Source organism: Caballeronia sordidicola (genome assembly GCF_001544455.2).
Taxonomy (GTDB): domain Bacteria; phylum Pseudomonadota; class Gammaproteobacteria; order Burkholderiales; family Burkholderiaceae; genus Caballeronia; species Caballeronia sordidicola.
This window is the reverse complement of sequence record NZ_FCOC02000020.1, coordinates 70027-94082: the sequence shown is the minus strand read 5'-3', so window position 1 is coordinate 94082 and position 24056 is coordinate 70027. Positions and strand designations below refer to the sequence as shown.

At 60.4% G+C, this 24056-nt stretch carries 23 protein-coding genes; 12 read left to right on the top strand and 11 right to left on the bottom strand.

Going from position 1 to position 24056, the window contains the following annotated elements; all coding sequences use genetic code 11:
- Positions 1 to 213 precede the first annotated feature (213 nt).
- Both adk and AWB64_RS24670 read left to right on the top strand, forming a co-directional pair.
- Positions 214 to 876 carry an adenylate kinase gene (adk, locus tag AWB64_RS24675; protein WP_060858059.1) on the top strand — a complete coding sequence of 221 codons (663 nt, stop codon included), beginning with the start codon at positions 214 to 216 and terminating at the stop codon, positions 874 to 876.
- A 114-nt stretch (positions 877 to 990) separates the two neighbouring features.
- Positions 991 to 1749 carry a 3-hydroxyacyl-CoA dehydrogenase gene (locus AWB64_RS24670; protein WP_060858058.1) on the top strand — a complete coding sequence of 253 codons (759 nt, stop codon included), beginning with the start codon at positions 991 to 993 and terminating at the stop codon, positions 1747 to 1749.
- Positions 1750 to 1802: 53 nt separating this feature from the next.
- On the opposite strand, the gene AWB64_RS24665 is transcribed toward AWB64_RS24670, so the two are convergent.
- Together AWB64_RS24665 and murJ are read right to left on the bottom strand one after the other, a co-directional pair.
- On the bottom strand, positions 1803 to 2648 hold the full coding sequence (locus tag AWB64_RS24665; protein WP_060858057.1) for a SirB1 family protein: 846 nt from the start codon (positions 2646 to 2648) through the stop codon (positions 1803 to 1805).
- Positions 2648 to 4198, bottom strand: coding sequence for a murein biosynthesis integral membrane protein MurJ (murJ, locus tag AWB64_RS24660; RefSeq protein WP_060858056.1), 1551 nt, complete (start codon positions 4196 to 4198; stop codon positions 2648 to 2650). Before murJ ends, AWB64_RS24665 begins: the two co-directional genes overlap by 1 nt.
- 438 nt (positions 4199 to 4636) lie before the next feature.
- Here murJ and rpsT point away from each other — a divergent pair, with 438 nt between their 5' ends.
- Positions 4637 to 4912 (top strand): 30S ribosomal protein S20, encoded by a 276-nt coding sequence (gene rpsT / locus AWB64_RS24650; RefSeq protein ID WP_047845158.1) that lies wholly within the window; start codon positions 4637 to 4639, stop codon positions 4910 to 4912.
- A 171-nt stretch (positions 4913 to 5083) separates the two neighbouring features.
- Here the strand turns inward: rpsT and AWB64_RS24645 are convergent, their stop codons facing one another.
- Positions 5084 to 5410 carry a DUF3579 domain-containing protein gene (locus AWB64_RS24645; RefSeq protein ID WP_060858054.1) on the bottom strand — a complete coding sequence of 109 codons (327 nt, stop codon included), beginning with the start codon at positions 5408 to 5410 and terminating at the stop codon, positions 5084 to 5086.
- 542 nt (positions 5411 to 5952) lie between these two features.
- On the opposite strand from AWB64_RS24645, the gene argF reads away from it, so the two are divergent.
- Together argF and AWB64_RS24635 are read left to right on the top strand one after the other, a co-directional pair.
- Entirely contained in the window at positions 5953 to 6882 is a 930-nt protein-coding gene (gene argF / locus AWB64_RS24640; RefSeq protein ID WP_060858053.1) for an ornithine carbamoyltransferase, read from the top strand.
- Positions 6883 to 7004: 122 nt separating this feature from the next.
- The gene (locus tag AWB64_RS24635) at positions 7005 to 8234 is read left to right on the top strand and encodes an argininosuccinate synthase (RefSeq protein ID WP_060858052.1); all 1230 of its coding nucleotides are present in this window, start codon (positions 7005 to 7007) and stop codon (positions 8232 to 8234) included.
- A 114-nt stretch (positions 8235 to 8348) separates the two neighbouring features.
- On the opposite strand, the gene murB is transcribed toward AWB64_RS24635, so the two are convergent.
- Positions 8349 to 9368 (bottom strand): UDP-N-acetylmuramate dehydrogenase, encoded by a 1020-nt coding sequence (murB, locus tag AWB64_RS24630; protein WP_060858051.1) that lies wholly within the window; start codon positions 9366 to 9368, stop codon positions 8349 to 8351.
- 123 nt (positions 9369 to 9491) lie between these two features.
- Between murB and AWB64_RS24625 the strand changes: the two genes are divergently transcribed.
- Positions 9492 to 9977 carry a YajQ family cyclic di-GMP-binding protein gene (locus tag AWB64_RS24625; protein ID WP_060858079.1) on the top strand — a complete coding sequence of 162 codons (486 nt, stop codon included), beginning with the start codon at positions 9492 to 9494 and terminating at the stop codon, positions 9975 to 9977.
- 76 nt (positions 9978 to 10053) lie between these two features.
- Here AWB64_RS24625 and plsY read toward each other — a convergent pair whose 3' ends face one another.
- Together plsY and ybaK are read right to left on the bottom strand one after the other, a co-directional pair.
- On the bottom strand, positions 10054 to 10674 hold the full coding sequence (gene plsY, locus AWB64_RS24620; protein ID WP_060858050.1) for a glycerol-3-phosphate 1-O-acyltransferase PlsY: 621 nt from the start codon (positions 10672 to 10674) through the stop codon (positions 10054 to 10056).
- A 50-nt stretch (positions 10675 to 10724) separates the two neighbouring features.
- The gene (gene ybaK, locus AWB64_RS24615) at positions 10725 to 11216 is read right to left on the bottom strand and encodes a Cys-tRNA(Pro) deacylase (RefSeq protein ID WP_060858078.1); all 492 of its coding nucleotides are present in this window, start codon (positions 11214 to 11216) and stop codon (positions 10725 to 10727) included.
- A 125-nt stretch (positions 11217 to 11341) separates the two neighbouring features.
- Here ybaK and AWB64_RS24610 point away from each other — a divergent pair, with 125 nt between their 5' ends.
- Both AWB64_RS24610 and AWB64_RS24605 read left to right on the top strand, forming a co-directional pair.
- Entirely contained in the window at positions 11342 to 12493 is a 1152-nt protein-coding gene (locus tag AWB64_RS24610; RefSeq protein ID WP_060858049.1) for an acyl-CoA dehydrogenase family protein, read from the top strand.
- Position 12494: 1 nt separating this feature from the next.
- Positions 12495 to 14015, top strand: a complete 1521-nt coding sequence (locus AWB64_RS24605) for a class I adenylate-forming enzyme family protein (protein WP_060858048.1) — start codon at positions 12495 to 12497, stop codon at positions 14013 to 14015.
- 17 nt (positions 14016 to 14032) lie between these two features.
- Here AWB64_RS24605 and xerD read toward each other — a convergent pair whose 3' ends face one another.
- Positions 14033 to 14956: a site-specific tyrosine recombinase XerD gene (gene xerD / locus AWB64_RS24600; protein ID WP_099050600.1), complete on the bottom strand. Its 924-nt coding sequence runs from the start codon at positions 14954 to 14956 to the stop codon at positions 14033 to 14035.
- A 23-nt stretch (positions 14957 to 14979) separates the two neighbouring features.
- Positions 14980 to 16224: a tRNA epoxyqueuosine(34) reductase QueG gene (gene queG, locus AWB64_RS24595; RefSeq protein ID WP_060858046.1), complete on the bottom strand. Its 1245-nt coding sequence runs from the start codon at positions 16222 to 16224 to the stop codon at positions 14980 to 14982.
- 17 nt (positions 16225 to 16241) lie between these two features.
- On the opposite strand from queG, the gene tsaE reads away from it, so the two are divergent.
- Both tsaE and AWB64_RS24585 read left to right on the top strand, forming a co-directional pair.
- Complete coding sequence (gene tsaE, locus AWB64_RS24590) at positions 16242 to 16796, top strand: tRNA (adenosine(37)-N6)-threonylcarbamoyltransferase complex ATPase subunit type 1 TsaE (RefSeq protein ID WP_060858045.1); 555 nt, start codon at positions 16242 to 16244, stop codon at positions 16794 to 16796.
- Entirely contained in the window at positions 16778 to 18322 is a 1545-nt protein-coding gene (locus tag AWB64_RS24585; protein WP_060858044.1) for an N-acetylmuramoyl-L-alanine amidase, read from the top strand. The genes tsaE and AWB64_RS24585 overlap by 19 nt, the downstream gene beginning before the upstream one ends.
- Positions 18323 to 18338: 16 nt before the next feature.
- On the opposite strand, the gene AWB64_RS24580 is transcribed toward AWB64_RS24585, so the two are convergent.
- Both AWB64_RS24580 and AWB64_RS24575 read right to left on the bottom strand, forming a co-directional pair.
- Complete coding sequence (locus tag AWB64_RS24580; protein ID WP_060858077.1) at positions 18339 to 19220, bottom strand: EamA family transporter; 882 nt, start codon at positions 19218 to 19220, stop codon at positions 18339 to 18341.
- Positions 19221 to 19452: 232 nt separating this feature from the next.
- Positions 19453 to 19728, bottom strand: a complete 276-nt coding sequence (locus tag AWB64_RS24575) for a hypothetical protein (protein ID WP_060858043.1) — start codon at positions 19726 to 19728, stop codon at positions 19453 to 19455.
- 177 nt (positions 19729 to 19905) lie between these two features.
- On the opposite strand from AWB64_RS24575, the gene AWB64_RS24570 reads away from it, so the two are divergent.
- The gene (locus tag AWB64_RS24570) at positions 19906 to 20805 is read left to right on the top strand and encodes a pirin family protein (protein WP_060858042.1); all 900 of its coding nucleotides are present in this window, start codon (positions 19906 to 19908) and stop codon (positions 20803 to 20805) included.
- A 13-nt stretch (positions 20806 to 20818) separates the two neighbouring features.
- Here the strand turns inward: AWB64_RS24570 and AWB64_RS24565 are convergent, their stop codons facing one another.
- Positions 20819 to 21553: an AraC family transcriptional regulator gene (locus AWB64_RS24565; protein ID WP_063493277.1), complete on the bottom strand. Its 735-nt coding sequence runs from the start codon at positions 21551 to 21553 to the stop codon at positions 20819 to 20821.
- A gap of 245 nt (positions 21554 to 21798) precedes the next feature.
- On the opposite strand from AWB64_RS24565, the gene AWB64_RS24560 reads away from it, so the two are divergent.
- A complete protein-coding gene (locus AWB64_RS24560; protein ID WP_082850621.1) occupies positions 21799 to 24033 on the top strand; it encodes a TonB-dependent siderophore receptor in 2235 nt (744 codons plus the stop codon).
- The last annotated feature ends 23 nt before the right edge of the window (positions 24034 to 24056 follow it).

Here is a 24056-nt window from a genome sequence, read left to right as displayed (position 1 = left end):
TGTGACGATGCATGGCATAATCGGCCGGTAGCGCGAGCCTTCCGGTCAGCGCCTTTGCTCCCGAGCGCCCATGTCGACTGGTGCCGCGCCGTCTCTCGAATTCGGCTCGTCGCGCCTCGTTTCGGGCTTCTCCCGGGCATTGCGTCAATAGCGGCCGGACGCCAAATAAGCCTCGCTGCGTGAGCGGTTTCTATTCGATTCGGAGATATCACCATGCGTTTGATCCTGTTGGGCGCTCCCGGCGCCGGCAAGGGCACCCAGGCCACCTTCATCAAGGAAAAGTTCGGCATTCCGCAAATCTCCACGGGCGACATGCTGCGCGCCGCCGTGAAAGCCGGGTCGCCGCTGGGCGTGGAAGCCAAGCGCTTCATGGACGCCGGCGAACTCGTGCCGGACGCGCTCATCATCAACCTCGTGAAAGAACGACTGCAGGAACCGGACTGCGCGAATGGCTATCTGTTCGACGGTTTCCCGCGCACGCTTCCCCAGGCCGACGCCATGAAGCAGGCGGCTGTCGCCATCGACTATGTGCTTGAGATCGACGTGCCTTTCGCGGACATCATCGAGCGCATGAGCGGACGGCGCTCGCACGCGGCGTCCGGGCGCACGTATCACGTCAAGTTCAATCCGCCGAAGCGGGAAGGCCTTGACGACGTGACCGGCGAGCCGCTCATTCAGCGCGACGACGACAAGGAAGAGACCGTGAAAAAGCGCCTGGACGTGTACGTGGCGCAAACCAAGCCGCTGATCGATTACTACAACAACTGGTCGAAGCACGGCGACAACAACGGTTTGAAGGCGCCGGAATACCGGCGTATCTCGGGCCTCGGCACGGTCGACGAAATCCGTCAGCGCGTGTTCGACGCACTGACCTGATCCTAGCGCCCGGCGCCGCAAGCACGCCTTCTGAAACCCGCTCGTGCTTCATTGGCCGAGCGGGTTTTGCTTTTATCGATCTCTTGGCACATCACCACCATTGAGGAGCACAGCATGGATATCCAGGACAACGTTTTCCTCGTCACCGGCGGCGCATCGGGCCTGGGCGCGGCCACGGCGCAACTGATCCGCGATCATGGCGGCAAGGTCGTCATTGCGGACATGAACGAAACCGGCGGCGAGAAGCTCGCGAAGGAACTCGGCGGTGTGTTTGTGAAGTGCGACGTAAGCCGCGAGGAAGATGGCCAGCGCGCCGTGGACGCCGCACTTGAGCTCGGTAGCCTGCGCGGACTCGTGAATTGCGCGGGCATTGCGCCGGCTGCGAAAACCGTCGGCAAGGATGGCCCGCATTCACTCGATGTATTTGCGAAGACCATTGGCGTGAACCTGATCGGCACGTTCAACATGATCCGGCTTTCGGCTGCGGCCATGTCGAAGAACGAACCGAACGCGGCCGGCGAGCGCGGCGTGATCGTGAGCACGGCGTCGGTCGCGGCCTACGACGGCCAGATCGGACAAGCAGCGTATGCGGCTTCGAAGGGCGGCGTGGTCGGCATGACCTTGCCTATCGCGCGTGATCTGTCACGTAACGGCATTCGTGTAATGACCATAGCGCCGGGTATCTTCGAAACGCCGATGCTGCTCGGCATGCCACAGGAAGTGCAGGACGCGCTCGGGGCCATGGTGCCGTTTCCATCGCGGCTCGGCAAACCCGACGAGTACGCCATGCTCGTCAAGCAGATCTTCGACAACCCGATGCTCAACGGCGAAGTGATCCGCCTGGACGGCGCGATCCGGATGCAGCCGAAGTAAAAACGAAACGGCGGCGCATCTTGAGGATGCGCCGCCGTTTTTGCGATGCCGGATCAATCGCCGTTGTGCTGCGTTCGCTGCCGGAGTTCATGCAGTTCCGTTTCCACTACGGTGGCGTCTTCCGCATCGGGGCGGTCGTCCAGATATCGGCGCAAATCTTCCATTGCCGGGCGCAAGTAATCCAGGCGCGCATAAGCGAACCCGCGATCGCGCACTTCCTCGATGCTGCCCGGCATCAGGATCACGAGCCGTTGTTGCACCGCCAGCAACCGCTGCCAGCGCTCCGTCTGCAGGTAAATGCTCTTCAGGTTACGCAACATCCTTCCGATGATTTCCCGGCGCGTCGCTGGCTGCAAGAGTACGCGCAACGCACTGCTGATCGACTCCCCCACCCGCTGTACATAAGGTTCGAGCATTTCGACCATCGCGGACTCGGACAACGAATGCCCCGTGGTCGGATCAAGCATCACGTCGCCTTCCGGCGTGGTCACGCGCAACAGGAAATGCTGCGGAAACGACACGCCGCGCACTGGAATGCCAAGCTGCTCGCTCATCTCCAGATAGATGACCGCAAGCGAAATAGGAATGCCACGCCGACGCTTCAGCACGATGTTCAGGTGGCTGTTGTCGGGATCGTAATAGTCGTTGAGATTGCTGGTGAAACCCAGCTCACGGAAGAAAAAACGGTTCAGCACGCCGACTTTCTGCTTGATGTCGGCGTCGTCCGGCATGCGGCGGCGCACCCGCAGCACCAGTTCGTCGATCTCTGCCAGCACGCCCTGCAAGTCGAGGTCGGGATACGCATCCTGCGCAAGCGACAACGCCGCCTCGGTGAGCGGCAGACTGTCGTCCTCCGCCACCAGCGAAGTGAAATAGTCGAGCATGCGCGTGGTCGTCATCACTGCGTTCGCCTTCTGAAATACGCGTATTTAAAGCCCATTGCGGAGAGCATACCGAAATATAGCGCAGCGAATACAACCAGGCTGGCCCCAAGAAGCGCAATGCGCTGCAGCGGTGCGGCGCGCATTCCGATCCAGTCGAACGCGCCCGCCACCATGTGCATGACTCCTGCCAGCACGAGGCATGCCCCGAGCAACTGGATGAAAAACCGCGTCCATCCCGGCGACGGCTGGTAAATTCCGCGCATCCTCAAGCCGATAAACAGCATGGTCGCATTCACGCACGCGCCCAGTCCAATGGAAAGCGTCAGCCCGGCGTGCGCGAATATGGGCACGAAAACCAGGTTGCTGATCTGGATCGCGATCAACACCACAATGCCGATAATCACTGGCGTCTTGATGTCCTGCTTCGCGTAGAAGCCCGGCGTCAGGATCTTGATCAGAATCAGCCCGACCAGCCCGATGCCGTACATCGCCAACGCGCGGCCGACCATGACCACCGAATTCGCATCGAATTTGCCGTAGCCGAAGAGCGTCGCCGTGAGCGGCTGGGCGAAGAAAAACAGCGCCACGGCGCTGGGCGCGGCCAGCAGGAACGTAATGCGCAGGCCCCAGTCGAGAAGCGCCGAATATTCGACCGTATCCTTGTCCACGTGCGCTTTCGAGAGGCTCGGCAGCAGGATCGTGCCGAGCGCGGCACCGAGCAGCGCGCTCGGGAATTCCATCAGGCGATCGGAGTAGTTGATCCACGACACCGCGCCCGCCCCAAGCCGCGACGCAATATTCGTATTGATGATCAGGCTCAGTTGCGCGACCGAGACGCCGAAGGTCATCGGCACCATCTTGATCAGCACGCGCTTGACCCCGGGATGACGCAGCGCCTTGACAAAATTCCAGCCGATGCGCGGAATCATGTCGATCTTTTTCAGCCCCGGCAGTTGCACCAGAAACTGAAGGATCCCGCCAGCAATCACCGCGTACGCCAACGCATAGATGGGCACTTTCAGATGCGGCGCGAGGAAAACCGCCGCCGCGATAAATGACACATTGAGCAGCACGGGCGCGAACGCGGGCAGCGAGAACTTCCGGTACGTGTTCAGCACGCCCGACGCCAGCGACGTCAGCGAAATGAAAATGATGTACGGGAACATGATCTGGGTCATGGTTACGGCGTAGCCGAACGCGCGGCCATCGTGTTCCAGGCCGGAGGCCACGGCGAACACGACCCACGACGCGCCCGCCACGCCCACCAGCGACACCACGGCGAGCGCCCAGGCAAGCACCGTGGACATTGCATCGACGAGCGCCTTGGTTGCGTCATGGCCCTCGGTGTTCTTGAACTCGGCGAGAATCGGCACGAAGGCCTGCGAGAACGCGCCTTCCGCGGACAGGCGCCGCAGCAGGTTCGGGATGCGAAAGGCGACGTAGAACGCGTCGGTGAATTGACTGGCGCCGAAAGCTCGCGCGATCAGCGTTTCTCGGATCAGGCCGGTCACGCGGGAAAGCAACGTGAATCCGCTGACCGTCAGGAGGGCTCGGAATAGATTCATGGGGCGCTTATTATACGGGCGGCACCATGAACGCAACGCGTTGCAACAATTCCCCATTGGTTAGAATTTGCAACCGCGATTTGCGAACGTGGTGTTATCGTGCGCTGCGCGGTGGTTGCGGGATGTTGCCTGCAACAAGTCCGGAAAAACCCTTCGTGCTTGCCAGTGCCATGATTTCGTTGCTATAATCGCCGGTTTCGAAGCTCCTGAATCCGCTTTCGGCACGGGTAAGCACATACCAGGCACTGCGGTTTCGCGTCTTCTTTCGACGTTTTTTGCGCTTTCGGGCAATCGATCCCGAGGGTTTGATCATAAACAGCGCATCGGATTGACCTCGTTTTATCTTGTGCGGAGCCGGGCCGGCATTGAGCTGGGCTCGCTCCGGAAGCTAAACGGGAAGCGCTGAAACACATAGCTGGAACAGGATAAGGAACCGTCATGGCAAATACCGCACAAGCTCGCAAGCGCGCCCGTCAAAGCGCGAAGGCAAACTCGCACAACTCGGCGCTGCGCTCGAAGTTCCGCACCGCCATCAAGGCAGTTCGCAAGGCAATCGACGCCGGCGACCAGGCCAAGGCTGCGGAAATCTACAAGACGTCGGTCAAGACCATCGACATCATTGCGGACAAGCGCATCGTTCACAAGAACAAGGCTGCTCGCCATAAGAGCCGTCTGTCGGCTGCCATCAAGGGTCTGCAAGCACCTGCTGCCTAAGGATTCCGGTTGCGGCCTGCCTCGCTTCACGCGTGACAGGCAGTTGCTTTTGCGTTGAAGTCAAAATTGAAGCATCGAGACTTTGATCTGCAGAAGCAGCAATAGAAAAACCCGCCAATGGCGGGTTTTTTGTCGTGCTTTCGGGGCGTGTATCGAAGCGCCCTCTTTACATCACGGCTGCTGCGTTCCGTGATGTGGCGGCAATTCGCAGGCTTCGGTCACGAGCAGATCGTTGTCCTTGGCGAAGTTCATCACAAAGTCGAAAGCCATGGGTTCGATATCGCGCAACCGCGAGTCGAGGATCACCGTCTTCACGTTGCCGAGCAAAGTAGGCCGCACGTAGATGGAATACTGCAGGCGCGCGTTAGGTCCGCGCTTCTTCGGGCCATAATCCGACATCACGCCGCAAAGCCGCTCCGACCAGTCACTTGGCCGAAAGGTCTTGCCGTTCGACGTAACGCCCTGGATAAAGTATTCGGTTGGGGTTGTTTCGGCCATGTAGGAATACCTGTTTGACGACCGGCGGAGACCGCCGGCAAACGCGCATGCACGATTGGCAAGGTGACCCGAAAGAAACTGAGCCCGGCTTGGTGACCCTTGTCTCAGTGAAAACCGCGGTGAAACCTGGCGTTCAATAAGCCCCGACAAGCCCATTCTCGACATGATTCACGGCTTACCTTTGGCAGGCAGCGGTACGCGAACATGGATGTCCGCCTATGTCTGCAGAAGCGCAGACATCTGCCGCAAAAGGATACAAAAGCCGCTATGAAGCCGTGCTGAAAGCAGTCGAAAGGTATCAGGACTGCCGGAGAAACGAGGCTGATTATACAGCAGAGGGCCTTTTTCCGCACTGCACACAAAGCCGCTGAACCACGCCAGACGGGCTGCAGGACGGCATACCGCGACGCATGGGACAGCGAGCACTGGCTATTTGGCCGGCTCGTCAAATGGCAAAATTTCCTTTATGCTGAAATTCGATACCACCACGACGGCGGCGCCGTCCGGCGAAATTTGCCGGCTGAAGCCGCCGTACGCATTTCATGACCGAAAAAAAAATTCGCCACTATCTGCAGTTCAAGGATTTCTCCCTCGACGATTATGATTACGTGCTCGAACGCGCACGCATTCTGAAGCGCAAGTTCAAGAGCTACGAAACCTATCATCCGCTGCACGACCGGACGCTGGCGATGATCTTCGAGAAGAACTCAACGCGTACGCGGCTTTCGTTCGAAGCGGGCATCTTCCAGCTTGGCGGTCACGCAGTGTTTCTCAGCACGCGCGACACGCAACTCGGGCGAGGCGAACCCATCGAGGACGCGGCGCAAGTGGTCTCGCGCATGGTCGACATCATCATGATCCGCACGTTCGGCCAGCACATCATCCAGCGGTTCGCCGAAAATTCGCGCGTGCCGGTAATCAATGGGCTGACGAACGAATATCATCCGTGTCAGGTTCTCGCCGACGTCTTCACGTACTACGAATTGCGCGGCCCTATTGCGGGGAAAACCGTGGCCTGGGTGGGCGATGCCAACAACATGCTGTACACGTGGATCGAGGCCGCGCAGATTCTCGGCTTCAAGTTGCGTCTTTCCACGCCGCCCGGTTATTCGCTCGACCCGGCGCTCGTGGCCCCGGAAAGCGCGCCGTTCTATGAAGAGTTCGCCGATCCGAACGACGCCTGCACCGGCGCGGATCTGGTCACCACGGACGTGTGGACCAGCATGGGTTTTGAAGCCGAGAACGAAGTGCGCAAGAAGGCATTCGCCGACTGGTGCGTTGACGCGGACATGATGGCGCGCGCAAACCCCGACGCACTGTTCATGCATTGCCTGCCGGCGCATCGCGGAGAAGAAGTGAGCGCGGAAGTGATCGACGGTCCGCAGAGCGTGGTCTGGGACGAAGCAGAAAACCGCCTGCATGTTCAGAAGGCGTTAATGGAATACCTGCTGCTCGGCAAACTCAATCATTGAGGCCGGGTTGAAACGCCGTATCGTCCCGAAAATGCGGAATGGCCGCCATTTAGTGTCAAAATAGCGGTTTTCCGCGCGCTGTCAGCCCGGCGCACACCGTTTTCCAGCCATACGAGTTCACCATGAGCGATATCAAAAAAGTCGTGCTCGCCTACTCGGGCGGCCTCGATACCTCCGTCATCCTGAAGTGGTTGCAAGACAACTACGACGCTGAAGTCGTGACGTTCACCGCTGACATTGGTCAGGGCGAAGAACTCGAACCGGCGCGCAAGAAAGCGCTGCAACTCGGCATCAAGCAGGACAACATTTTTATCGAAGATCTGCGTGAGGAGTTCGTGCGCGACTTCGTGTTTCCAATGTTCCGTGCCAACACGATCTACGAAGGCGAATATCTGCTCGGGACGTCGATTGCGCGGCCGTTGATAGCGAAACGCCAGATCGAGATCGCGCGTGCCGTGGGTGCGCAAGCCGTGTCGCATGGCGCGACCGGCAAGGGTAACGATCAGGTGCGTTTCGAGCTGGGTTATTACTCGCTCGAACCGGGCATCAAGGTGATCGCGCCGTGGCGTGAATGGGATCTGCTGTCGCGTGAAAAGCTGCTGGCTTACGCCGAAAAAGCGGGCATTCCAATTGAAATGAAGCACAAGCAAGGCGGCGCGCCCTACTCCATGGACGCGAACCTGCTGCACATTTCGTTCGAAGGCCGTCATCTGGAAGATCCGAAGGCCGAAGCCGAAGCGGACATGTGGCGCTGGACCGTTGCGCCGGAAGACGCGCCGGACGCGCCGGAATATCTGGATATCGAATTCGAAAAGGGCGATCCGGTTGCGTTGAACGGCAAGCGTTTGTCGCCAGCGGACATGCTGACCGAATTGAACGCGATTGGCGGCAAGCACGGCATTGGACGGCTGGATCTGGTCGAGAACCGCTATGTCGGCATGAAGTCGCGCGGATGTTACGAAACGCCGGGCGGCACGATCATGCTCAAGGCGCATCGTGGAATCGAGTCGATCACGCTGGATCGTGAAGTCGCGCACCTGAAGGACGATCTGATGCCGCGTTACGCCTCGCTAATTTACAACGGCTACTGGTGGAGCCCGGAGCGGCGCGCGCTGCAAGTGCTGATCGATCACACGCAGGACAAGGTGAACGGCTGGACGCGCGTGAAGCTTTATAAGGGCAGCGTGACGGTAGTGGCGCGCGATTCGAAGGAAACGCTGTTCGACAAGAACATCGCCACGTTCGACGACGACGGCGGCGCGTACGATCAAGCCGATGCTGGCGGGTTCATCAAGCTGAATGCGTTGCGCATGCGGATTGCGGAGAATGCGCGTCGCAAGCGTGGTGGCTGAGCGCAGGGTTAAGTGCTGTGCTTAAGTGCTAATGAATGCTCGAAGGAATGCTCGAAGTTGAAGTGAAAAACCCGCCTCCCGGCGGGTTTTTCGTTTGCAGCGGTCAGCGCCGCGTCAAAGACATACGGGTTCCGTCTCAAGCTCTACGGCGAAGCGCGCGTACACGTCGCGTTTAATGGTATCGGCGAGTTCGAGGATTTGTGCGCCCGACGCGCCGCCGCGATTGACCAGCACCAGCGCCTGCCGGTCGTGAACGGCAGCGGCGCCAATGGAGCGGCCTTTCCACCCGCATCGGTCGATCAACCAGCCTGCCGCGAGTTTAAACTGTCCGTCCGGCTGCTTGTAAGAGACAAGGTCCGGCTCGCGCGCCTTGAGCGCACTGAACTCGGCCGCGCCGATCACCGGGTTCTTGAAGAAACTCCCCGCGTTTCCAAGCACACGCCAGTCGGGCAGCTTTGCCTGACGCACGGCGACGACTGCGTCGAAGATAGCCTGCGGACTGTCCGATGAACCGTTCTCGAGTACCCGCGCGATATCCGCGTATTCCGCGCGAGGCACCCATTTTTTCGGCAAACGAAACGTTACCGATACGATCACAAAACGCCCGCGCCCTTCCCGCTTGAAAAAGCTGTCGCGGTAACCGAACGCGCACGCGTTGGAATCGAATTCGCGCATGTCTCCCGTCGACAATTCGACGGCCCGAAGCGTGTCAAAGCGCTCGCCCATTTCAAGACCGTACGCGCCGATGTTCTGGATAGGGGCCGCGCCCACCGTCCCTGGAATCAACGCGAGATTCTCCAGCCCGGGCAGGCCTTGCGACAAGGTCCATGCGACGAATTCGTGCCAGTTTTCTCCCGCACCCGCCTCCACGTAGACGGCATCCGCGTCTTCGCGAATGACATGGCGGCCGCGCAATTCCATCAGCAGGGCAAGACCGTCGAAGTCCTGCGTCAACACCACGTTGCTGCCGCCGCCAAGCACCAGCCGCGCCGCGTTCTTGACGCGTTCGTCACGGGCGAGCGATGCGATTTGTGCTTCTTCCGTCAGCCGAACGGCATATTTGGCGCGGACATCGAAACCGAAGGTGTTGTGCGCGAGCAGCGGGTAATCGGAGAGGAGTTCGTACTCGGGCATTGAGGCAACACTAGGAGTGGTCTTGGGCAAACGGCGACGGCATCGGTAGAATGACGTTGGTTAGTGATTATAGCGAGTGCGTGCGGGCAATCTGGCGCCTCGCCTCAACGAAGGGGAATGCAAATGCCATCGTTTGACGTCGTCAGCGAAGCAAACATGATCGAGGTGAAAAACGCCATCGAGCAGTCGAACAAGGAAATTTCCACGCGCTTCGACTTCAAGGGTTCGGACGCGCGCATCGAGCAAAAAGATCGTGACCTGACGCTTTTTGCCGACGACGATTTCAAGCTCGGCCAGGTCAAGGACGTGATGTTGTCGAAGCTGGCCAAGCGCAACGTGGACGTGCGGTTTCTGGATTACGGCAAGATCGAGAAGATTGGCGGCGACAAGCTGAAGCAGGTTGTCGAGATCAAGAAAGGCGTGACCGGCGATCTGGCGAAGAAAATCGTCAAGCTGGTCAAGGACAGCAAGATCAAGGTCCAGGCGAGCATTCAGGGCGACGCGGTGCGCATCAACGGCACAAAGCGCGACGATCTGCAAAGTGCGATCGCGATGCTGAAGAAAGACGTGACAGACGCGCCGCTGGATTTTAATAACTTCCGGGACTGATGGTTCAAGACGAGCGTAATGCATTGAGTCAGGAAAGCCGCCTTACAGGCGGCTTTCCTGTATGCAGGTCTGGCTATCAAGACGCTTCTGTCGCCGCCTTCTTCTGCCCGATCCTGCTTTCTTTCCCGTCGAGCAACTTCTTGATATTGCCGCGATGCCGCCAGATCAAGAGCGCGCTCATGGCAGCAACGGCTAGCGATATACGACTCGGTCCAAACAGGAATACGTCGAAGAAAGGCGCAAATACCGCCGATACCAACGCCGCCAACGACGAATACCGGAAGAAGAAAGCGATGATTACCCATGTCAGCAACGTCGCCAGCCCGAGCACGGGGTGAATCGCAAGCAGCACGCCCGCCGCGGTTGCAACGCCCTTCCCGCCCTGGAATCTGAAGAATATCGGATAAAGGTGCCCCAGAAACACGGCGATGGCCGCAAGCGCAATGGCCGTGGAATCGAGCCCGAAGCGCGCGCCGAAGTGCACGACAAGCCATACCGCGAGCCAGCCCTTGAAGGCGTCGCCAAGCAGGGTAAGCACCGCAGCGAGCTTGTTCCCCGTGCGCAGCACGTTCGTTGCGCCCGGATTTCCCGAGCCGTACGAACGCGGATCGGCGAGACCCATGGCCGAACTCACCACGACCGCAAACGAGATCGAGCCGATCAAATAAGCCAGCACAGCGACAATCACATTGTTCATTGATTTCTTCTTATCGTCGAATACAAAAGCGGAACTTCAGGACGCGCATTTTAATCGACGCTTGCGCAATTCACGGGCGTGGCTTTCAGCAACTCGGTCAATACCCGCGGCCTGATGCTCATCAGATACCCGCGCCGCCCGCCGTTCAGATAAATCTGGTCGAGATCGAAAATACTGGATTCCACATAAACCGGCATGGCTTTTCGCGTACCGAATGGCGACGTGCCGCCGATCAGGAATCCCGAGTGCCGGTTCGCGACTTCGGGCTTGCACGGCTCGACACGCTTGGCTCCAATCTGCCGCGCGAGATTCTTCGTCGACACGGTTTTGTCGCCATGCATGAGCACGATCAGCGGCTTTGCGTGCTCGTCCTCCATCACCAGCGTCTTCACCACGGAATGCTCATCTACACCAAGCTGACGCGCCGATTCCTCGGTGCCGCCATGCTCGACATACTCGTAAGGATGTTCGCCAAACTCGACCTTGTGCCGACGCAAAAATTGCGTCGCAGGCGTTTCGGAAATGTGTTTTACCTTGGACATGACGGCATTGTAGCGGCGCGAAAGCACGGCCACCATCGGCCAAACGGCCAATTGTGCGAGCCGATTTACTGTGGCACGATCGTTCGCAAATGCCTGTACAGGCCGAGCTACCCGGGAGATTTAACGTGATTCGCGATTCAGAAACGCAGACGCTGCTCGAAGATGCCATCCGCCGCTTCGTGCGCGAAACGCTCGTGCCGCGCGAAGCCGAAGTGGACGAAACCGACCAGATTCCCGCCGATGTCCTGGCCGCCATGCGCGAAATTGGCTTGTTTGGTTTGACGATTCCGGAAGCGTACGGCGGCCTTGGCCTGACCATGGAGGAAGAAGTGCGCGTGGCGTTCGAACTCGGCCAGACGTCGCCGGCGTTCAGGTCGGTGATCGGGACAAACAACGGCATTGGTTCCATCGGCATATTGCTTGACGGCAGCGAGGAACAGAAGCGCCACTATTTGCCGAAACTGGCGGCTGGCGATCTGATCGGCTCATTCTGCCTGACCGAGCCGGATTCGGGCTCGGACGCGGCGTCGCTGAAAACCACCGCACGCCGCGACGGCGACCAGTACGTGCTGAACGGCACGAAGCGCTACATCACGAATGCGCCGGAAGCGGGCATCTATACCGTGATGGCACGCACGAGCGACGCGAAAGGCGCGAGCGGCATTTCGGCGTTTATCGTGGAGCGTGAATCGCCGGGCTTGTCGCTTGGAAAACCCGACAAAAAGATGGGCCAGCGCGGCGCGCATACGTGCGACGTGATCTTCGAGAATTGCCGCATTCCAGCCGGGCAATTGATTGGCGGCGTGGAAGGCGTCGGCTTCAAGACGGCCATGAAAGTGCTCGACAAAGGCCGCCTGCACATTGCCGCCGTGGCTATCGGCGCGGCCAAGCGAATGCTGCGCGACGCGCTCGCCTATGCCACCGAACGCAAGCAGTTTGGCCAGCCTATTGTTGAATTCCAGCTCGTTCAGGCCATGCTCGCCGACAGCAAGACGGAGATTTACGCGGCCGAGTGCATGGTGCTCGACGCCGCGCGCCGCCGCGACGATGGCCGCGACGTATCGGTGGAAGCATCATGCGCAAAATACTTCGCGACCGAAATGTGCGGCCGGGTGGCGGATCGCGCGGTGCAGATCCATGGCGGCGCAGGATATATCTCGGAATACGGCATCGAGCGGTTTTATCGCGATGTGCGATTGTTCCGGCTTTACGAAGGAACGTCGCAGATTCAGCAGGTCATCATTGCGCGCGGCTTGATGCGCGGCACGGAGATTTAAGATGGATATTGATGTTGATGCATTGCTCAGCGCGCTGCCCAGGCGAATCTCGGATATTCCCGCGCGTCTCGCCGCGCGCGATCCGGACCATGTCGTGCTGACCGAAGACGGGCGGCGATTGAACGCCGCGCAATTGGTGGATGCCGTCAATGAGACCGCGAATCAGCTTGCCGAACTTGGCGTGAAAGGCGGCGATCGCGTGATGATCGTGAGTGAGAATTGCATTGCGCAGGTGGTGCTGATGTTCGCGGCCGCGAAGCTCGACGCATGGTGTTTGCTTGCGAACGCACGGCTTTCGCCAGGTGAAGCGGATGCCATTCGCGACCACGCAAAGCCACGAGTGGTGGCGTTTACGGTGGATTCATCGAAGGACGCGGCGAGCCACGCCGAGCGTCTGGGCGCTGTGCCGGGCGCTGCCGCATGGCGTTTCATTGTCGATGACACCGTCTTGCCCGAACCCGTTCATCAAGATCCCGCCCGCCAATGCGCAGCGCTGATCTACACCACGGGCACGACCGGTGCGCCGAAAGGTGTGATGCTCTCGCATCGGAATCTGCTGTTTATCGCGGCGATTTCCAGCACATTGCGACGCGTGACACCCGATGACGTGGTGTACGCCGTTCTGCCGATCACGCACGTCTATGGGCTGGCTTCCGTGTGTCTTGGCAGCTTGTATGCGGGCGCGACGCTCAGGCTCGCGCCGCGTTTCGCGCCCGATGCCGTGCTGCGTGCGCTGGCCGAAGAAACTGTCTCGATCTTTCAAGGCGTCCCTGCCATACACGCCAAGCTCGTCGAGCATGTGCAGGCGAGCGACACGCCCTGGCGCGCGCCCGCGTTGCGCTTTGCCTATTCGGGCGGCTCGCCGCTCGATCCCGCGTTGAAGACCCGCGTCGAGGCGCTATACAAAGTGCCGCTGCACAACGGCTACGGCATGACGGAAAGCAGCCCGACCATCGCGCAGACAATGCTTGACGCGCCGCGCGAGGATTGCGCGGCGGGTCATCCGATACCGGGCATCGAACTGCGTTTTGTCGGAATGGATGGCATTGATGTCCCCTCCGGCGAAGTCGGGGAACTGTGGGTGCGTGGGCCAAACGTCATGCTTGGCTATTACCGGAACGAAGCGCACACGCGCGCGACCGTCACCGAAGAAGGCTGGCTTCGAACCGGCGATCTGGCGCGGCTGGCGGCGGACGGCGCGCTGGTTATCGCGGGGCGCAGCAAGGAGCTGATCATCCGCTCGGGGTTCAATGTGTATCCGGCGGAAGTCGAAAATGTGTTAAACGCGCATCCCGGCGTGCTGCAATCGGCCGTGATCGGGCGCACGGTCGAGGGCAACGAGGAAGTGATCGCGTTCGTTGAACTGCTGCCCTCGGTGCATGCGCTACCCGATGACATTGTCGCGTGGTGCGCCGCGCGGCTCGCGCCCTACAAGCGTCCGGCGCAGATTCGCGTGCTGGCCGCGCTGCCGGCGGCGTCGACGGGAAAGGTGTTGAAGCACAAGTTGAGGGACGAGCTTTAGGCGATCACGCGGGGTGCTCACCCGCGCGGATGATGTTCCTTGTGCAAGGTCCGCAGCCGTTCGCGCGCCACGTGGGTGTAGATCTGCGTGGTCGAGATATCCGTGTGGCCAAGCAGCAACTGCACCACGCGCAAGTCCGCGCCGTGGTTCAGCAAGTGCGTGGCGAACGCGTGACGCAACGTATGCGGCGAAAGCGGCGCGCGCACGTCGCCGGTGAGTGCGTGGCGCTTGATGATGTTCCAGAACTGCTGTCGGGTCATGCCTTCGCCGCGCGTGGTCACGAACAGCGCGTCGGCGGCACGAGCGCCAAGCAACGCAGGACGCGATTCACGCAGATACCGCTCGATCCAGTCGTGCGCCACCGCGCCGAACGGGATCAGGCGCTCTTTCGAACCCTTGCCCATTACGCGCACCACGCCTTCGTTCAATCCGACTTCAACGGTCTTCAAGGTCACGAGTTCTGTTACGCGCAAACCGCTTGCGTACATCAGTTCGAGCATTGTGCGATCGCGCAGGCCGAGCGCAGTTTCCACGTCGGGCGCGTTGAGCAAGGCTTCGACTTGCGCTTCGTTCAGCGTCTTGGGAAAACGCGGTGCCTGTTTGGCCGAGCGCAGCTTGAGCGTGGGATCGGCCAGCGCGCGATGTTCCCGCAGCGCCCACGCGTAGTAGCGGCGAAACACGGACAAGCGGCGGTTCGCCGATGTCGCCTTGTCGGCGCGGCGGGCGGCGAGATACCCGTTCATGTCGGCTTCGGTGGCGGTATCGATATCCGCGCTACGTGTCTTCGATAACCACTGCGCAAAAAGCTTCAAATCCCGCCTGTAAGCCTCCAGCGAATTCTTCGCGAGGCCGTGTTCCAGCCAGAGGGCATCGCAAAAAAGGTCAATCGACGCGCTGCTCGACGTCATTTCCACCTTGCTTATGTCCTCGCTCAGGTCCATTCGTACATCCTTTAAGCGTTGCGTCATGCTGCCTGCCGTAGCGCCCATTGCACGTGCTCGCGCACAAGTGCCGACGCGTCCGCGGCGCGGGCGTTCAACGCGTCGCGTATTTCAGTGCGCGCCCCAGCGTCGAGCGAGGTGGAGCGTAACGCGTTGCCCATCGCCACCGCAATATTGCGCAACCATTGTTCGTGTCCAATACGGCGAATCGCGCTGCCTTGCATGCGTTCATCGAACTCGGCGGCGCTCCAGGCGAACAGCACGACGAGCGACGCGCGATCAAGCCCGTGCCGGACGTCGAAGTCCGCGACCGGCGCGACCTTCGCGAACTTGTTCCACGGACATACGAGCTGGCAATCGTCGCAACCATAAACCCGATTGCCGATCAGCGGCCGCATGTCCTCCGGAATACTGCCCTTCAATTCGATGGTGAGATACGAAATGCAGCGCCGCGCGTCCAGCCTGTAGGGCGCTACGATCGCTTGTGTAGGGCAGACGTCGATGCACCTCGTACAGCTTCCGCAATGCGAACCGTCGTGCTCAGGCGCGTTCTGCGAATTGGTTTCGGCGTCGGCGGGAAGCGCGATATCGACCAGAATCTCACCGATAAAAAACAGCGATCCCGCGTCGCGCTGCAACAGTAACGTGTGTTTGCCGCGCCAGCCGTTGCCGGCCTTTTGCGCCAGCTCGACTTCCAGAACGGGCGCGGAATCCGTGAACACGCGATACCCAAATGGCCCGATTTCAGCTTCGATGCGATCCGCCAGATGCTGCAAGCGGCCACGCATGACCTTGTGATAATCGCGGCCGCGCGCATACACCGACACGACGGCCTCGGCAGGTTCGCCGATGCGCGCCCACTCGGCCGCGCGCCAGTCCGCTGCGTGGAGATCGGCTGTCGAGGCACTTTCCGGCACCTTGCCAATCAGTGTCGATGCCGGCAGATAGGCCATCCGAACTGTAATAACACGTCGCGTACCGGCCACAAGCTCGGCTGGCCTTGCGCGTTTCATCGCATGTTTGGCCATATAATCCATCTCGCCGTGATAGCCTGCTTCGAGCCACGACGCGAGGCCTTCTTCGGCATCCGTCAAGTCGGCGTCGCTGACGCCCACTGCACCGAACCCCAGTTCGCGCCCCCACGCCTTGATGCGCAGCGCGAGTTCAGCCAGCGCGGCTTCGTCATCAGGCCTGAAGCGGCGCGGGTTCCCGGCGGCGTTGTCTGACGCGCGCTCGTGTTCCACAGGGTGTTCCGGCAAACGGTTCATCACGACATTTTACGAGAATGCCCGACAGCCTCACTCGATCGATTGCAAATCCTCCCTCCGCGCTCCTCGAACGCCGCTTCGACCTGCCCGGCGAGGACGCAACGCTCGCGTTTGGTGGCTGCTTCGCGCAGGCCATTCTCAAGGTTCGCGGCGCAAATCCCAACGTGCCTGGCGAACGTTTTCCCGGTTTGCAGGTCCAGTTGACCGGTGACCTGGGCGCGGGCAAAACCACGCTCGTGCGCGCGACGCTGCGCGCGCTGGGTCATGCGGGCCGCGTGCGAAGTCCCACTTACACGCTGGTGGAACCGTATTCGCTAGCCACGCAAGCCGGTCCGCTCGAGCTGTATCACTTCGATCTTTATCGCTTCACCGATCCAGCCGAATGGGTCGATGCCGGCTTTCGCGAATACTTCGAATCAGGCGCGGTCTGCCTGATTGAATGGCCGCAGCGCGCAGGCGGATTGCTGGGTGTGCCGGATATCGAATTCAAGCTGGAACAGGAAGGCGAAGGCCGCGTGCTGACCGCGCGCGCGTTTAGCCAAACAGGAAAGTCATGTCTCGAAAGTTGTTGATCAAGCCTTTTCATTCGATCGAATCGACCGCCACCGCTTCGCACAACTGGCGCCGCCGCCAAGTGCTGCGCGCGGGGGCTTCGACCATTGCGCTGGCGCTGCTCGGGCCCAAGCTCGCGTATGCGAGTTCTGTGCTCGGCGTGCGCGTGTGGCCGGCGCGCGATTACACGCGCGTGACGATCGAGTCGGATCAACCGCTGCAGAACAACCAGCAATTGCTGCAAGGCCCGGACCGGCTCGTGGTCGACCTGAATGGACTGGATCTTGACCAGGCGCTGAAAGACCTCGTCTCGAAGATCACGCCGAACGATCCGCAAATCCAGTCGGTGCGTATCGGGCAATATCAGCCGCACGTGGTGCGCATGGTGTTCGACCTGAAGGGCGCGGTGAAACCGCAGGTGTTCACGCTGACGCCTATTGGCAGCTACAAGTATCGGCTGGTCTTCGATCTGTATCCGGCGGTCGCTCCTGATCCGCTCATGGATCTGCTCGCCCAGTCCGAGCACAAGCAGCAGGCTATTGACCAGAGCAACCCCAATCCGACCCAGCCGCCCGCTACCCTGGCTGGTCCCGCGACCGCGCCCAAGTCCAACGCGCCGGACAACACCGACGAGTTTTTCCAGAAATATGCGCAGGCCGACGACTTGCCGCGTGCGCCCGCGGGGGCGCCAGCTGCGCCCGCCGTGCCTCTCGCCAAGCCCCGCCCGACGATCAAGCCCGCGCCGCCAACGGCCATTGCAAAGGGCGACTCATCCGATAACGACACGAGCGACGACTATGGCTTCGCCAATCCGAAAGGCGGCAAAGCCGGTACGACGCGCCTGCTTACGGTGGCCATCGACCCGGGTCATGGCGGCGAGGATCCGGGCGCGATTGGCGGCGGCGGCACATACGAAAAGCACATCGCGCTCGACATTGCCAAGAAACTGCGCGCCAAGATCGATGCCCAGCCCAACATGCGCGCCATGATGACGCGCGACAACGATTTCTTCGTGCCGCTCAACGTGCGCGTGCAGAAGGCGCGTCGCGTGGGCGCGGACCTGTTCGTATCCATTCACGCCGACGCGTTCACCACGCCTTCGGCACGCGGGTCGTCCGTGTTCGCGTTGTCGGATCACGGTGCATCGAGCGCAGCGGCGCGCTGGATGGCGAACAAGGAAAATGCGTCAGACTCCATTGGCGGTATCAACGTGACGACGCAGGATGCAAGCGTGAACCGCGCGTTATTCGATATGTCCACGACCGCCCAGATCCGCGATTCCATGCGCTACGGCAACTTCGTGCTCAACGAGATCGGCGACATCAACAAGCTGCACAAAGGCTCGGTGGAACAAGCCGGTTTTGCCGTGCTGAAGGCGCCGGACATTCCATCCATTCTGGTGGAGACGGCGTTTATCAGTAACCCGGAAGAGGAGCAGCGCCTGAACGACGACGCCTACCGCGACAAGATGGCCAACGCGATCATGAAAGGTATCAAGCGGTATTTCGCCGCGAATCCGCCGTTGGCGAAGAGCCGGATGACGTAACAAGCATGCCGGCGCTTCAGCGCGCCGGCATCAACCGCTGCCTGAGCCACCCGCCAAACACATTCACACAAAGTCCGGCCATCACAAGGACCGCGCCCAGAAACTGCATTGACGTGAGACCTTCGTCGAGCAGCAACGCGGCCGACGCCAGTCCCACAATGGGCACGAGCAGCGAAAACGGTGCGACCTGACTTGCCGGATAACGCCCAAGCAATTTTCCCCACAACGTGTAGCCGAGCATTGTCGCGATAAACGCCAGATATACGATCGCGAAAACCGAGGTCAATGAAATGGCCGACAGGCTCGCCTCAATGCGGGCGGGCCCTTCCATCATCAGCGACAAAGCCAGGAACGGCAGCGGCGGCACAAGACTCGCCCATACGACGAGCGACAGCAAATCGACCTTGCCCATGCGCTTGGTGATGACATTCCCCATGCCCCACATTGCCGATGCCACGAGCGTCAGCAGGAATCCCGCGACCGTCATGGCGTGACCCGCCTGCACGCCGATCACGGCCAGCCCGAACGCGGCAATCAACAAGCCCGCGACGTTCGGCCCGCGAATTTTCTCGCCCAGGATCACGGCGGCGAAGATCAGCGTGAAGAAGGCTTGCGCCTGCAGCACCAGCGACGCGAGACCGGCTGGCATGCCAACGGACATCGCGTAGAAAAGCAGCACGAACTGACCGAGGGAAATGGTCGCACCGTATGCGACCACCCACCAAAATCCGACAGCCGGGCGCTTGATGAAAAATACCGCCGGGAAAGCCACGAGCGCGAATCGCAATGCGCCAAGAAGCATGGGTGGAACGCCGTGCAAACCAACCTTGATCACGACGAAGTTCACGCCCCAGGCGAGAATCACAATCAGTGCGGACAACAAATCCTTGGGCGACACAGCCATCTCCGTGAGTTGTATTCAGTGCTTGCCCGATCCGATCCACCGCGTGTGGCGCGGCGAAAATCCGACCGGACAAGTCGACACTTTAGCGGACGATTTTGCAAACGCGTTGTACAAACTCACGTCATGACCCATTCGGACAAGGCGTGAGTACACCGTTTCGCGCAAAGAAAAAGCGCTTGTGCCGGGTTCGGCACAAGCGCTTGCTTTCAGCTTTTTGACTCAGGAATTACTTGCCCTGGCCGTTCTCCACCGCTGCGCTGGCGCCGGTTTCAACGGCCGGCGTCTTGCTCTTGTTAGCCGATAAACCATTGGACGACTTGTTGGTGCCGTGGCGTTGTGCACGGTGTTTCTTCGTCGGTGCTGCCGTGCCGTCGGTGCTTTGCGACATTGCGCCGGAACTGTCCGCGCCCGTGGAGTTGCCGCTCGATGTTTGCGCGAAAGTGGCGCTGCTGGCAGCAAGAAGTCCAGCCGTAAGGGCAATCAAAAGCGTATTTTTGGTCATTGTGAGACTCCAATGTGTGCAAGGGACTGTCAAGTAGCGTGTTTCTTCGGGAATTGCGGAAATCATCGACACGACGACGAACCATAGACCTGATGGCCTATAGCTCGGATAACGCTTGCATGCTTCAACTCGGCGCCCAGTAGAATTGCAGTTCCAAGTTCGCAACCGGGCGTTCACATGTCTTCCACAATCGAAGCGTTTCTCAAGCCACATCAGCACGACGTCGGCGGCCTTATCGTGCGGCGTGTGTTGCCCGCATTGGCCGTCCGCACCGTCGGACCGTTCATCTTCTTCGACCATATCGGCCCCGCAACGCTCGTGCCCGGCGTGGGACTCGACGTCCGGCCGCATCCGCACATCGGGCTTGCAACGGTGACCTATTTGTTCGAGGGCGCGATCATGCACCGCGACAGCGTGGGTTCCGTGCAGAAAATCTCGCCGGGCGACGTGAACTGGATGACGGCGGGGCGCGGTATCGTGCACTCGGAACGCACGCCGGACGAGGAACGCGCTGCCGGCCAGACCATGCACGGCATCCAGACCTGGGTTGGCTTGCCGGTCAAGGACGAAGAAGTCGAGCCGTCGTTCGAGCATCATCCGGCGGCGGCTCTACCGTTAATCGAGCGCAACGGCGTGAAATTGCGGGTGATTGCGGGCAGCGCGTTTGGCGAAACAGCGCCGACCACCACGTTCTCGCCAACGCTGTATGTGGCGGCGGAATTTTCCCCGGACAGCGCCGTCACGCTCGACACGGAGCATGAAGAACGCGGCGTGTATTTGCTGCAGGGCGACCTCACCATCAACGGCGACGCGTTGCCTGCCGGTCAGATGGCCGTGCTGAAAAGCGGGTTTTCAGCCGATCTGCGCAGCACGTATGGCGCTCTCGCCATGTTGCTGGGCGGCGCGCCGCTCGACGGACACAGGTTCATCGAGTGGAATTTCGTTTCGAGTTCGAAGGAAAAAATCGCGGCCGCGAAAGAGGCCTGGAGCGAGCAGCGAATGGGGAGCGTGCCTGGCGAAACGGAGTTCATCCCGTTGCCGGCGCCGCGCCGCGAGGGCAATGCACCGGAAGCGTGAGCCCGTGGTGAGCTCAGTATTTCAGATAGCGCTGGGGTGTTTCGCCCATGGACTTCTTGAACATCGTGATGAAGGCGCTCGCGTTCTGGTAGCCGAGTTCCATCGCGATAGTGGCGACCGGCATCCCTTGAGCGAGCCGCGATACGGCCTCCACAAGCCGTAACTGCTGGCGCCATTGCCCAAAGGTCAACCCGGTTTCTTCCTTGAAAAGCCGGGCGAGCGTGCGTTCGCTTGCACCGACCCGATCTCCCCACGTTCCCAATGAATCGGCGTTCGCTGGGTCTGCGATCAGCAGCTCGCAAATCTGACGCAAGCGCCGGTCAGCGGGCAACGGCAGCTTGACGCCGTGGGCCAGCGGCGCGTTCTTCAGTTCGCTGACCAGGAGCGGCGTGATGAGCGTTGCGCGGCTCTCGTGCGGCGTGCTCCGGTCCTCGACCATTGCGGCAACCAGCGCCTGTAACAGCGGCGAAACCGCGAGAACGCGGCACTCCGGGCTCGTCCATGGCGCGGCATCGCCTTCGAAATACAGACTGTGCATGGTTACGTCGCCGACCGCATGCAACTCATGCGCAATACCCGGCGCGAGCCAGAGGCCCAATTGCGGCCCAAGTGTCCACACCCCGATAGGCGTCACCACACGCAGCACGCCATGCGCGCTGAACACGAATTGCGCCTCTTCGTGCAAATGCCACGGTTCGCGGGCGCCATCGGTGTAATCGCGTTTTGCAGCCACAACGGGACGCGACATCCGTCGCACTTCCCGGCTGGGACGCTGCAGTTGCATGGGACTGACCGGTAATAATTGCATCATTTTTCAGCCAAAATTTGTCTGTCTTGCGAAACTTCTTGGCGATACTTTTCGGGATTGCGTCGCTTATCCTATTTTGCGACGAACCAAGGCAGTTTTACCAGCAAAAATAGAAATGATTCGCAATCGCGTTTGTTGGATCTTCCCAGATTGCGATCAACATCGATTTCACAAGGACCAGATAGATGAAGCGGGCGAAGTGCGTGACTGAGAAGCGGGCGGGAAGCATGGCCGGATGGCGGCTGTTGCCAATCGCAGCCGGGGTGATGTTCGCGAATGCGGGATGGGCGCAGTCATCGGCCACAGCCGCGAGTGCATCCGACGCAACCAACGCCGCCGCGCCACAATTGCCGCCGGTCGTCGTGCAGGAAAAGCGCGAAGCGCAAACCGGCACCGGGCCGGTTTCGGGTTACGTCGCGACGCAGAGCACGGCGGGAACCAAGACCGATACCGCGCTGATCAAGACGCCGCAAAACATCTCGGTCGTGACGCGCGATCAGATGGACATCCAGAACGTGCAGAGCGTGGCTCAGGCGCTGCGCTATACATCGGGCATCAATCCGGAGCAACGCGGCACGAACACGGATTCGCTCGAGTATCTGTACGCGCGCGGTTTTCTCGTCGATGAATTCTGGAACGGCCTGCGCACGCCCGGGCCCGCCGGAGGCTTCGGCTATAACGTGACGAGCTTCGATCCGTATATGTTCGAGCGCATCGAGTTGCTTCACGGGCCGGCGTCGGTGCTGTACGGTCAGGGCTCGCCTGGCGGGACCGTGAATCTGGTCAGCAAGATGCCAACGGCCGAACCGCTTCATGAGGTTGGAATCCAGACGGGCAGCTATGGACGTCTGCAAGGATTCTTCGACTTCAGCGGTCCCGTGGATAAAGACGGCAAGGTCCTGTACCGCCTGACAGCCGACGGATTCAACACGGGCACGCAGACGGATTATGTGAACCAGCAACGTTTCGCCATTGCGCCGAGCATCACGTGGAAGCCGACGAAGGACACGACCTTCACGCTGTACGCCAACTATCAGGCCGACCCGGAAGCGGGCATCTATAACTTCGTGCCGGTCGTCGGCACGATCCAGACCGGCGTGGCGCAATTGCCGCGCAGCTTTTATCCGGGCGAGCCGAGCTTCGACAGTTTCCGCAAGACCCAGGAGTCGATTGGATACCAGCTCGATCATCGGCTGAACGACGTGTGGTCGTTCAAGCAAAGCTACCGGTTCCTTCACAACAGCGAGACCGTGCAATACGTCGCCGACGACCTCGGCTACATCAACAACGGCACCGCCCTCGCTCGCGAGACCTACATGAACAGCGGCCGCGTGAACTCGCACACGGTGGACAACCAGGCAACCGCGCGTTTCAACACGGGACCGGTCGCGCATCAGGCGACGGTGGGTATCGATTACCAGAACATTCAGTTCGACCACGTTTTCCTTGGCGACTTTGGCGACACCACGCCGCCGCTCAACATCACCAATCCGCAGTACGGCCAGACCATTCCGTATCCGACAATCATGTTCGCCACATCGAACAAGCAGTCGATCAAGCAGCTTGGCGCTTATGCGCAGGATCAACTCGATATAGGCCGATGGTCACTGCTGCTCGGCCTGCGCGAGGACTGGACCAACGAGGATGCCCAGTCCTACAAGACCGGCGCGTTGACCAGCCAGTTCAATCGCGCATTCACCTGGCGCGCCGGTGGCGTGTACCAGTTCGAGAGCGGCATTGCGCCCTACGCCAGCTACTCGAAGTCGTTCCAGCCGCAGGTCGGTTCGTCGTTCAGCGGACAATCGTTCAATCCCACTACCGGCGAACAATATGAAGTCGGCGTGAAATTCCAGCCGAAGGGCTACAACAGTTTCGTCACGGTATCGGCGTTCCACTTGACGCAGCAAAACGTGCTGACGACCGACCCGGTCAACGTGAACTTCCAGGTCCAGACCGGCGAAGTGCGTTCGCAAGGCTTTGAAGTCGAGGCCCACGCGAGTCTGACCAACAACCTGCAACTGATCGCGAGCTACACATACACGAACTTGCTGAACACAAAGAGCAACTCGAGCAATCTCGACAAGGTGCCGGTCGGCATTCCGCGCAACACGGCCTCACTGTGGGCGGATTATCTGATGGCGGCCGGCCCGCTTGCCGGTCTGCAGCTTGGCGCAGGCGTGCGCTACATAGGCGGGTCTTATGGCGATACCGCAAATTCATTGCTGACGTCATCGGCTACGTTGATCGATCTGGCGGTGCGCTACGACCTCGGCCGCTCCGTCTTCAACCTGCATGGCTGGACCGCGTCGCTCAATGCAAGCAACCTGCTGGACCGGCACTACATGGCGTCGTGCAGTGCGGGTTCGTGCAACTGGGGCCAGGGGCGGCTCGTCCTCGCGGGGCTGAAGTACCAATGGTGATCCGTATTACCCGCTTTCGATGC

What these genes read in the sequence shown, in the direction of transcription:
- adk (WP_060858059.1), top strand. Translation starts at nt 214, where the DNA reads ATGCGTTTGATCCTGTTGGGCGCTCCCGGCGCCGGCAAGGGCACCCAG.
- AWB64_RS24670 (WP_060858058.1), top strand. Translation starts at nt 991, where the DNA reads ATGGATATCCAGGACAACGTTTTCCTCGTCACCGGCGGCGCATCGGGC.
- AWB64_RS24665 (WP_060858057.1), bottom strand. Translation starts at nt 2,648, where the DNA reads ATGACGACCACGCGCATGCTCGACTATTTCACTTCGCTGGTGGCGGAG.
- murJ (WP_060858056.1), bottom strand. Translation starts at nt 4,198, where the DNA reads ATGAATCTATTCCGAGCCCTCCTGACGGTCAGCGGATTCACGTTGCTT.
- rpsT (WP_047845158.1), top strand. Translation starts at nt 4,637, where the DNA reads ATGGCAAATACCGCACAAGCTCGCAAGCGCGCCCGTCAAAGCGCGAAG.
- AWB64_RS24645 (WP_060858054.1), bottom strand. Translation starts at nt 5,410, where the DNA reads ATGGCCGAAACAACCCCAACCGAATACTTTATCCAGGGCGTTACGTCG.
- argF (WP_060858053.1), top strand. Translation starts at nt 5,953, where the DNA reads ATGACCGAAAAAAAAATTCGCCACTATCTGCAGTTCAAGGATTTCTCC.
- AWB64_RS24635 (WP_060858052.1), top strand. Translation starts at nt 7,005, where the DNA reads ATGAGCGATATCAAAAAAGTCGTGCTCGCCTACTCGGGCGGCCTCGAT.
- murB (WP_060858051.1), bottom strand. Translation starts at nt 9,368, where the DNA reads ATGCCCGAGTACGAACTCCTCTCCGATTACCCGCTGCTCGCGCACAAC.
- AWB64_RS24625 (WP_060858079.1), top strand. Translation starts at nt 9,492, where the DNA reads ATGCCATCGTTTGACGTCGTCAGCGAAGCAAACATGATCGAGGTGAAA.
- plsY (WP_060858050.1), bottom strand. Translation starts at nt 10,674, where the DNA reads ATGAACAATGTGATTGTCGCTGTGCTGGCTTATTTGATCGGCTCGATC.
- ybaK (WP_060858078.1), bottom strand. Translation starts at nt 11,216, where the DNA reads ATGTCCAAGGTAAAACACATTTCCGAAACGCCTGCGACGCAATTTTTG.
- AWB64_RS24605 (WP_060858048.1), top strand. Translation starts at nt 12,495, where the DNA reads ATGGATATTGATGTTGATGCATTGCTCAGCGCGCTGCCCAGGCGAATC.
- xerD (WP_099050600.1), bottom strand. Translation starts at nt 14,956, where the DNA reads ATGGACCTGAGCGAGGACATAAGCAAGGTGGAAATGACGTCGAGCAGC.
- queG (WP_060858046.1), bottom strand. Translation starts at nt 16,224, where the DNA reads ATGAACCGTTTGCCGGAACACCCTGTGGAACACGAGCGCGCGTCAGAC.
- tsaE (WP_060858045.1), top strand. Translation starts at nt 16,242, where the DNA reads ATGCCCGACAGCCTCACTCGATCGATTGCAAATCCTCCCTCCGCGCTC.
- AWB64_RS24585 (WP_060858044.1), top strand. Translation starts at nt 16,778, where the DNA reads ATGTCTCGAAAGTTGTTGATCAAGCCTTTTCATTCGATCGAATCGACC.
- AWB64_RS24575 (WP_060858043.1), bottom strand. Translation starts at nt 19,728, where the DNA reads ATGACCAAAAATACGCTTTTGATTGCCCTTACGGCTGGACTTCTTGCT.
- AWB64_RS24570 (WP_060858042.1), top strand. Translation starts at nt 19,906, where the DNA reads ATGTCTTCCACAATCGAAGCGTTTCTCAAGCCACATCAGCACGACGTC.
- AWB64_RS24565 (WP_063493277.1), bottom strand. Translation starts at nt 21,553, where the DNA reads ATGTCGCGTCCCGTTGTGGCTGCAAAACGCGATTACACCGATGGCGCC.
- AWB64_RS24560 (WP_082850621.1), top strand. Translation starts at nt 21,799, where the DNA reads ATGAAGCGGGCGAAGTGCGTGACTGAGAAGCGGGCGGGAAGCATGGCC.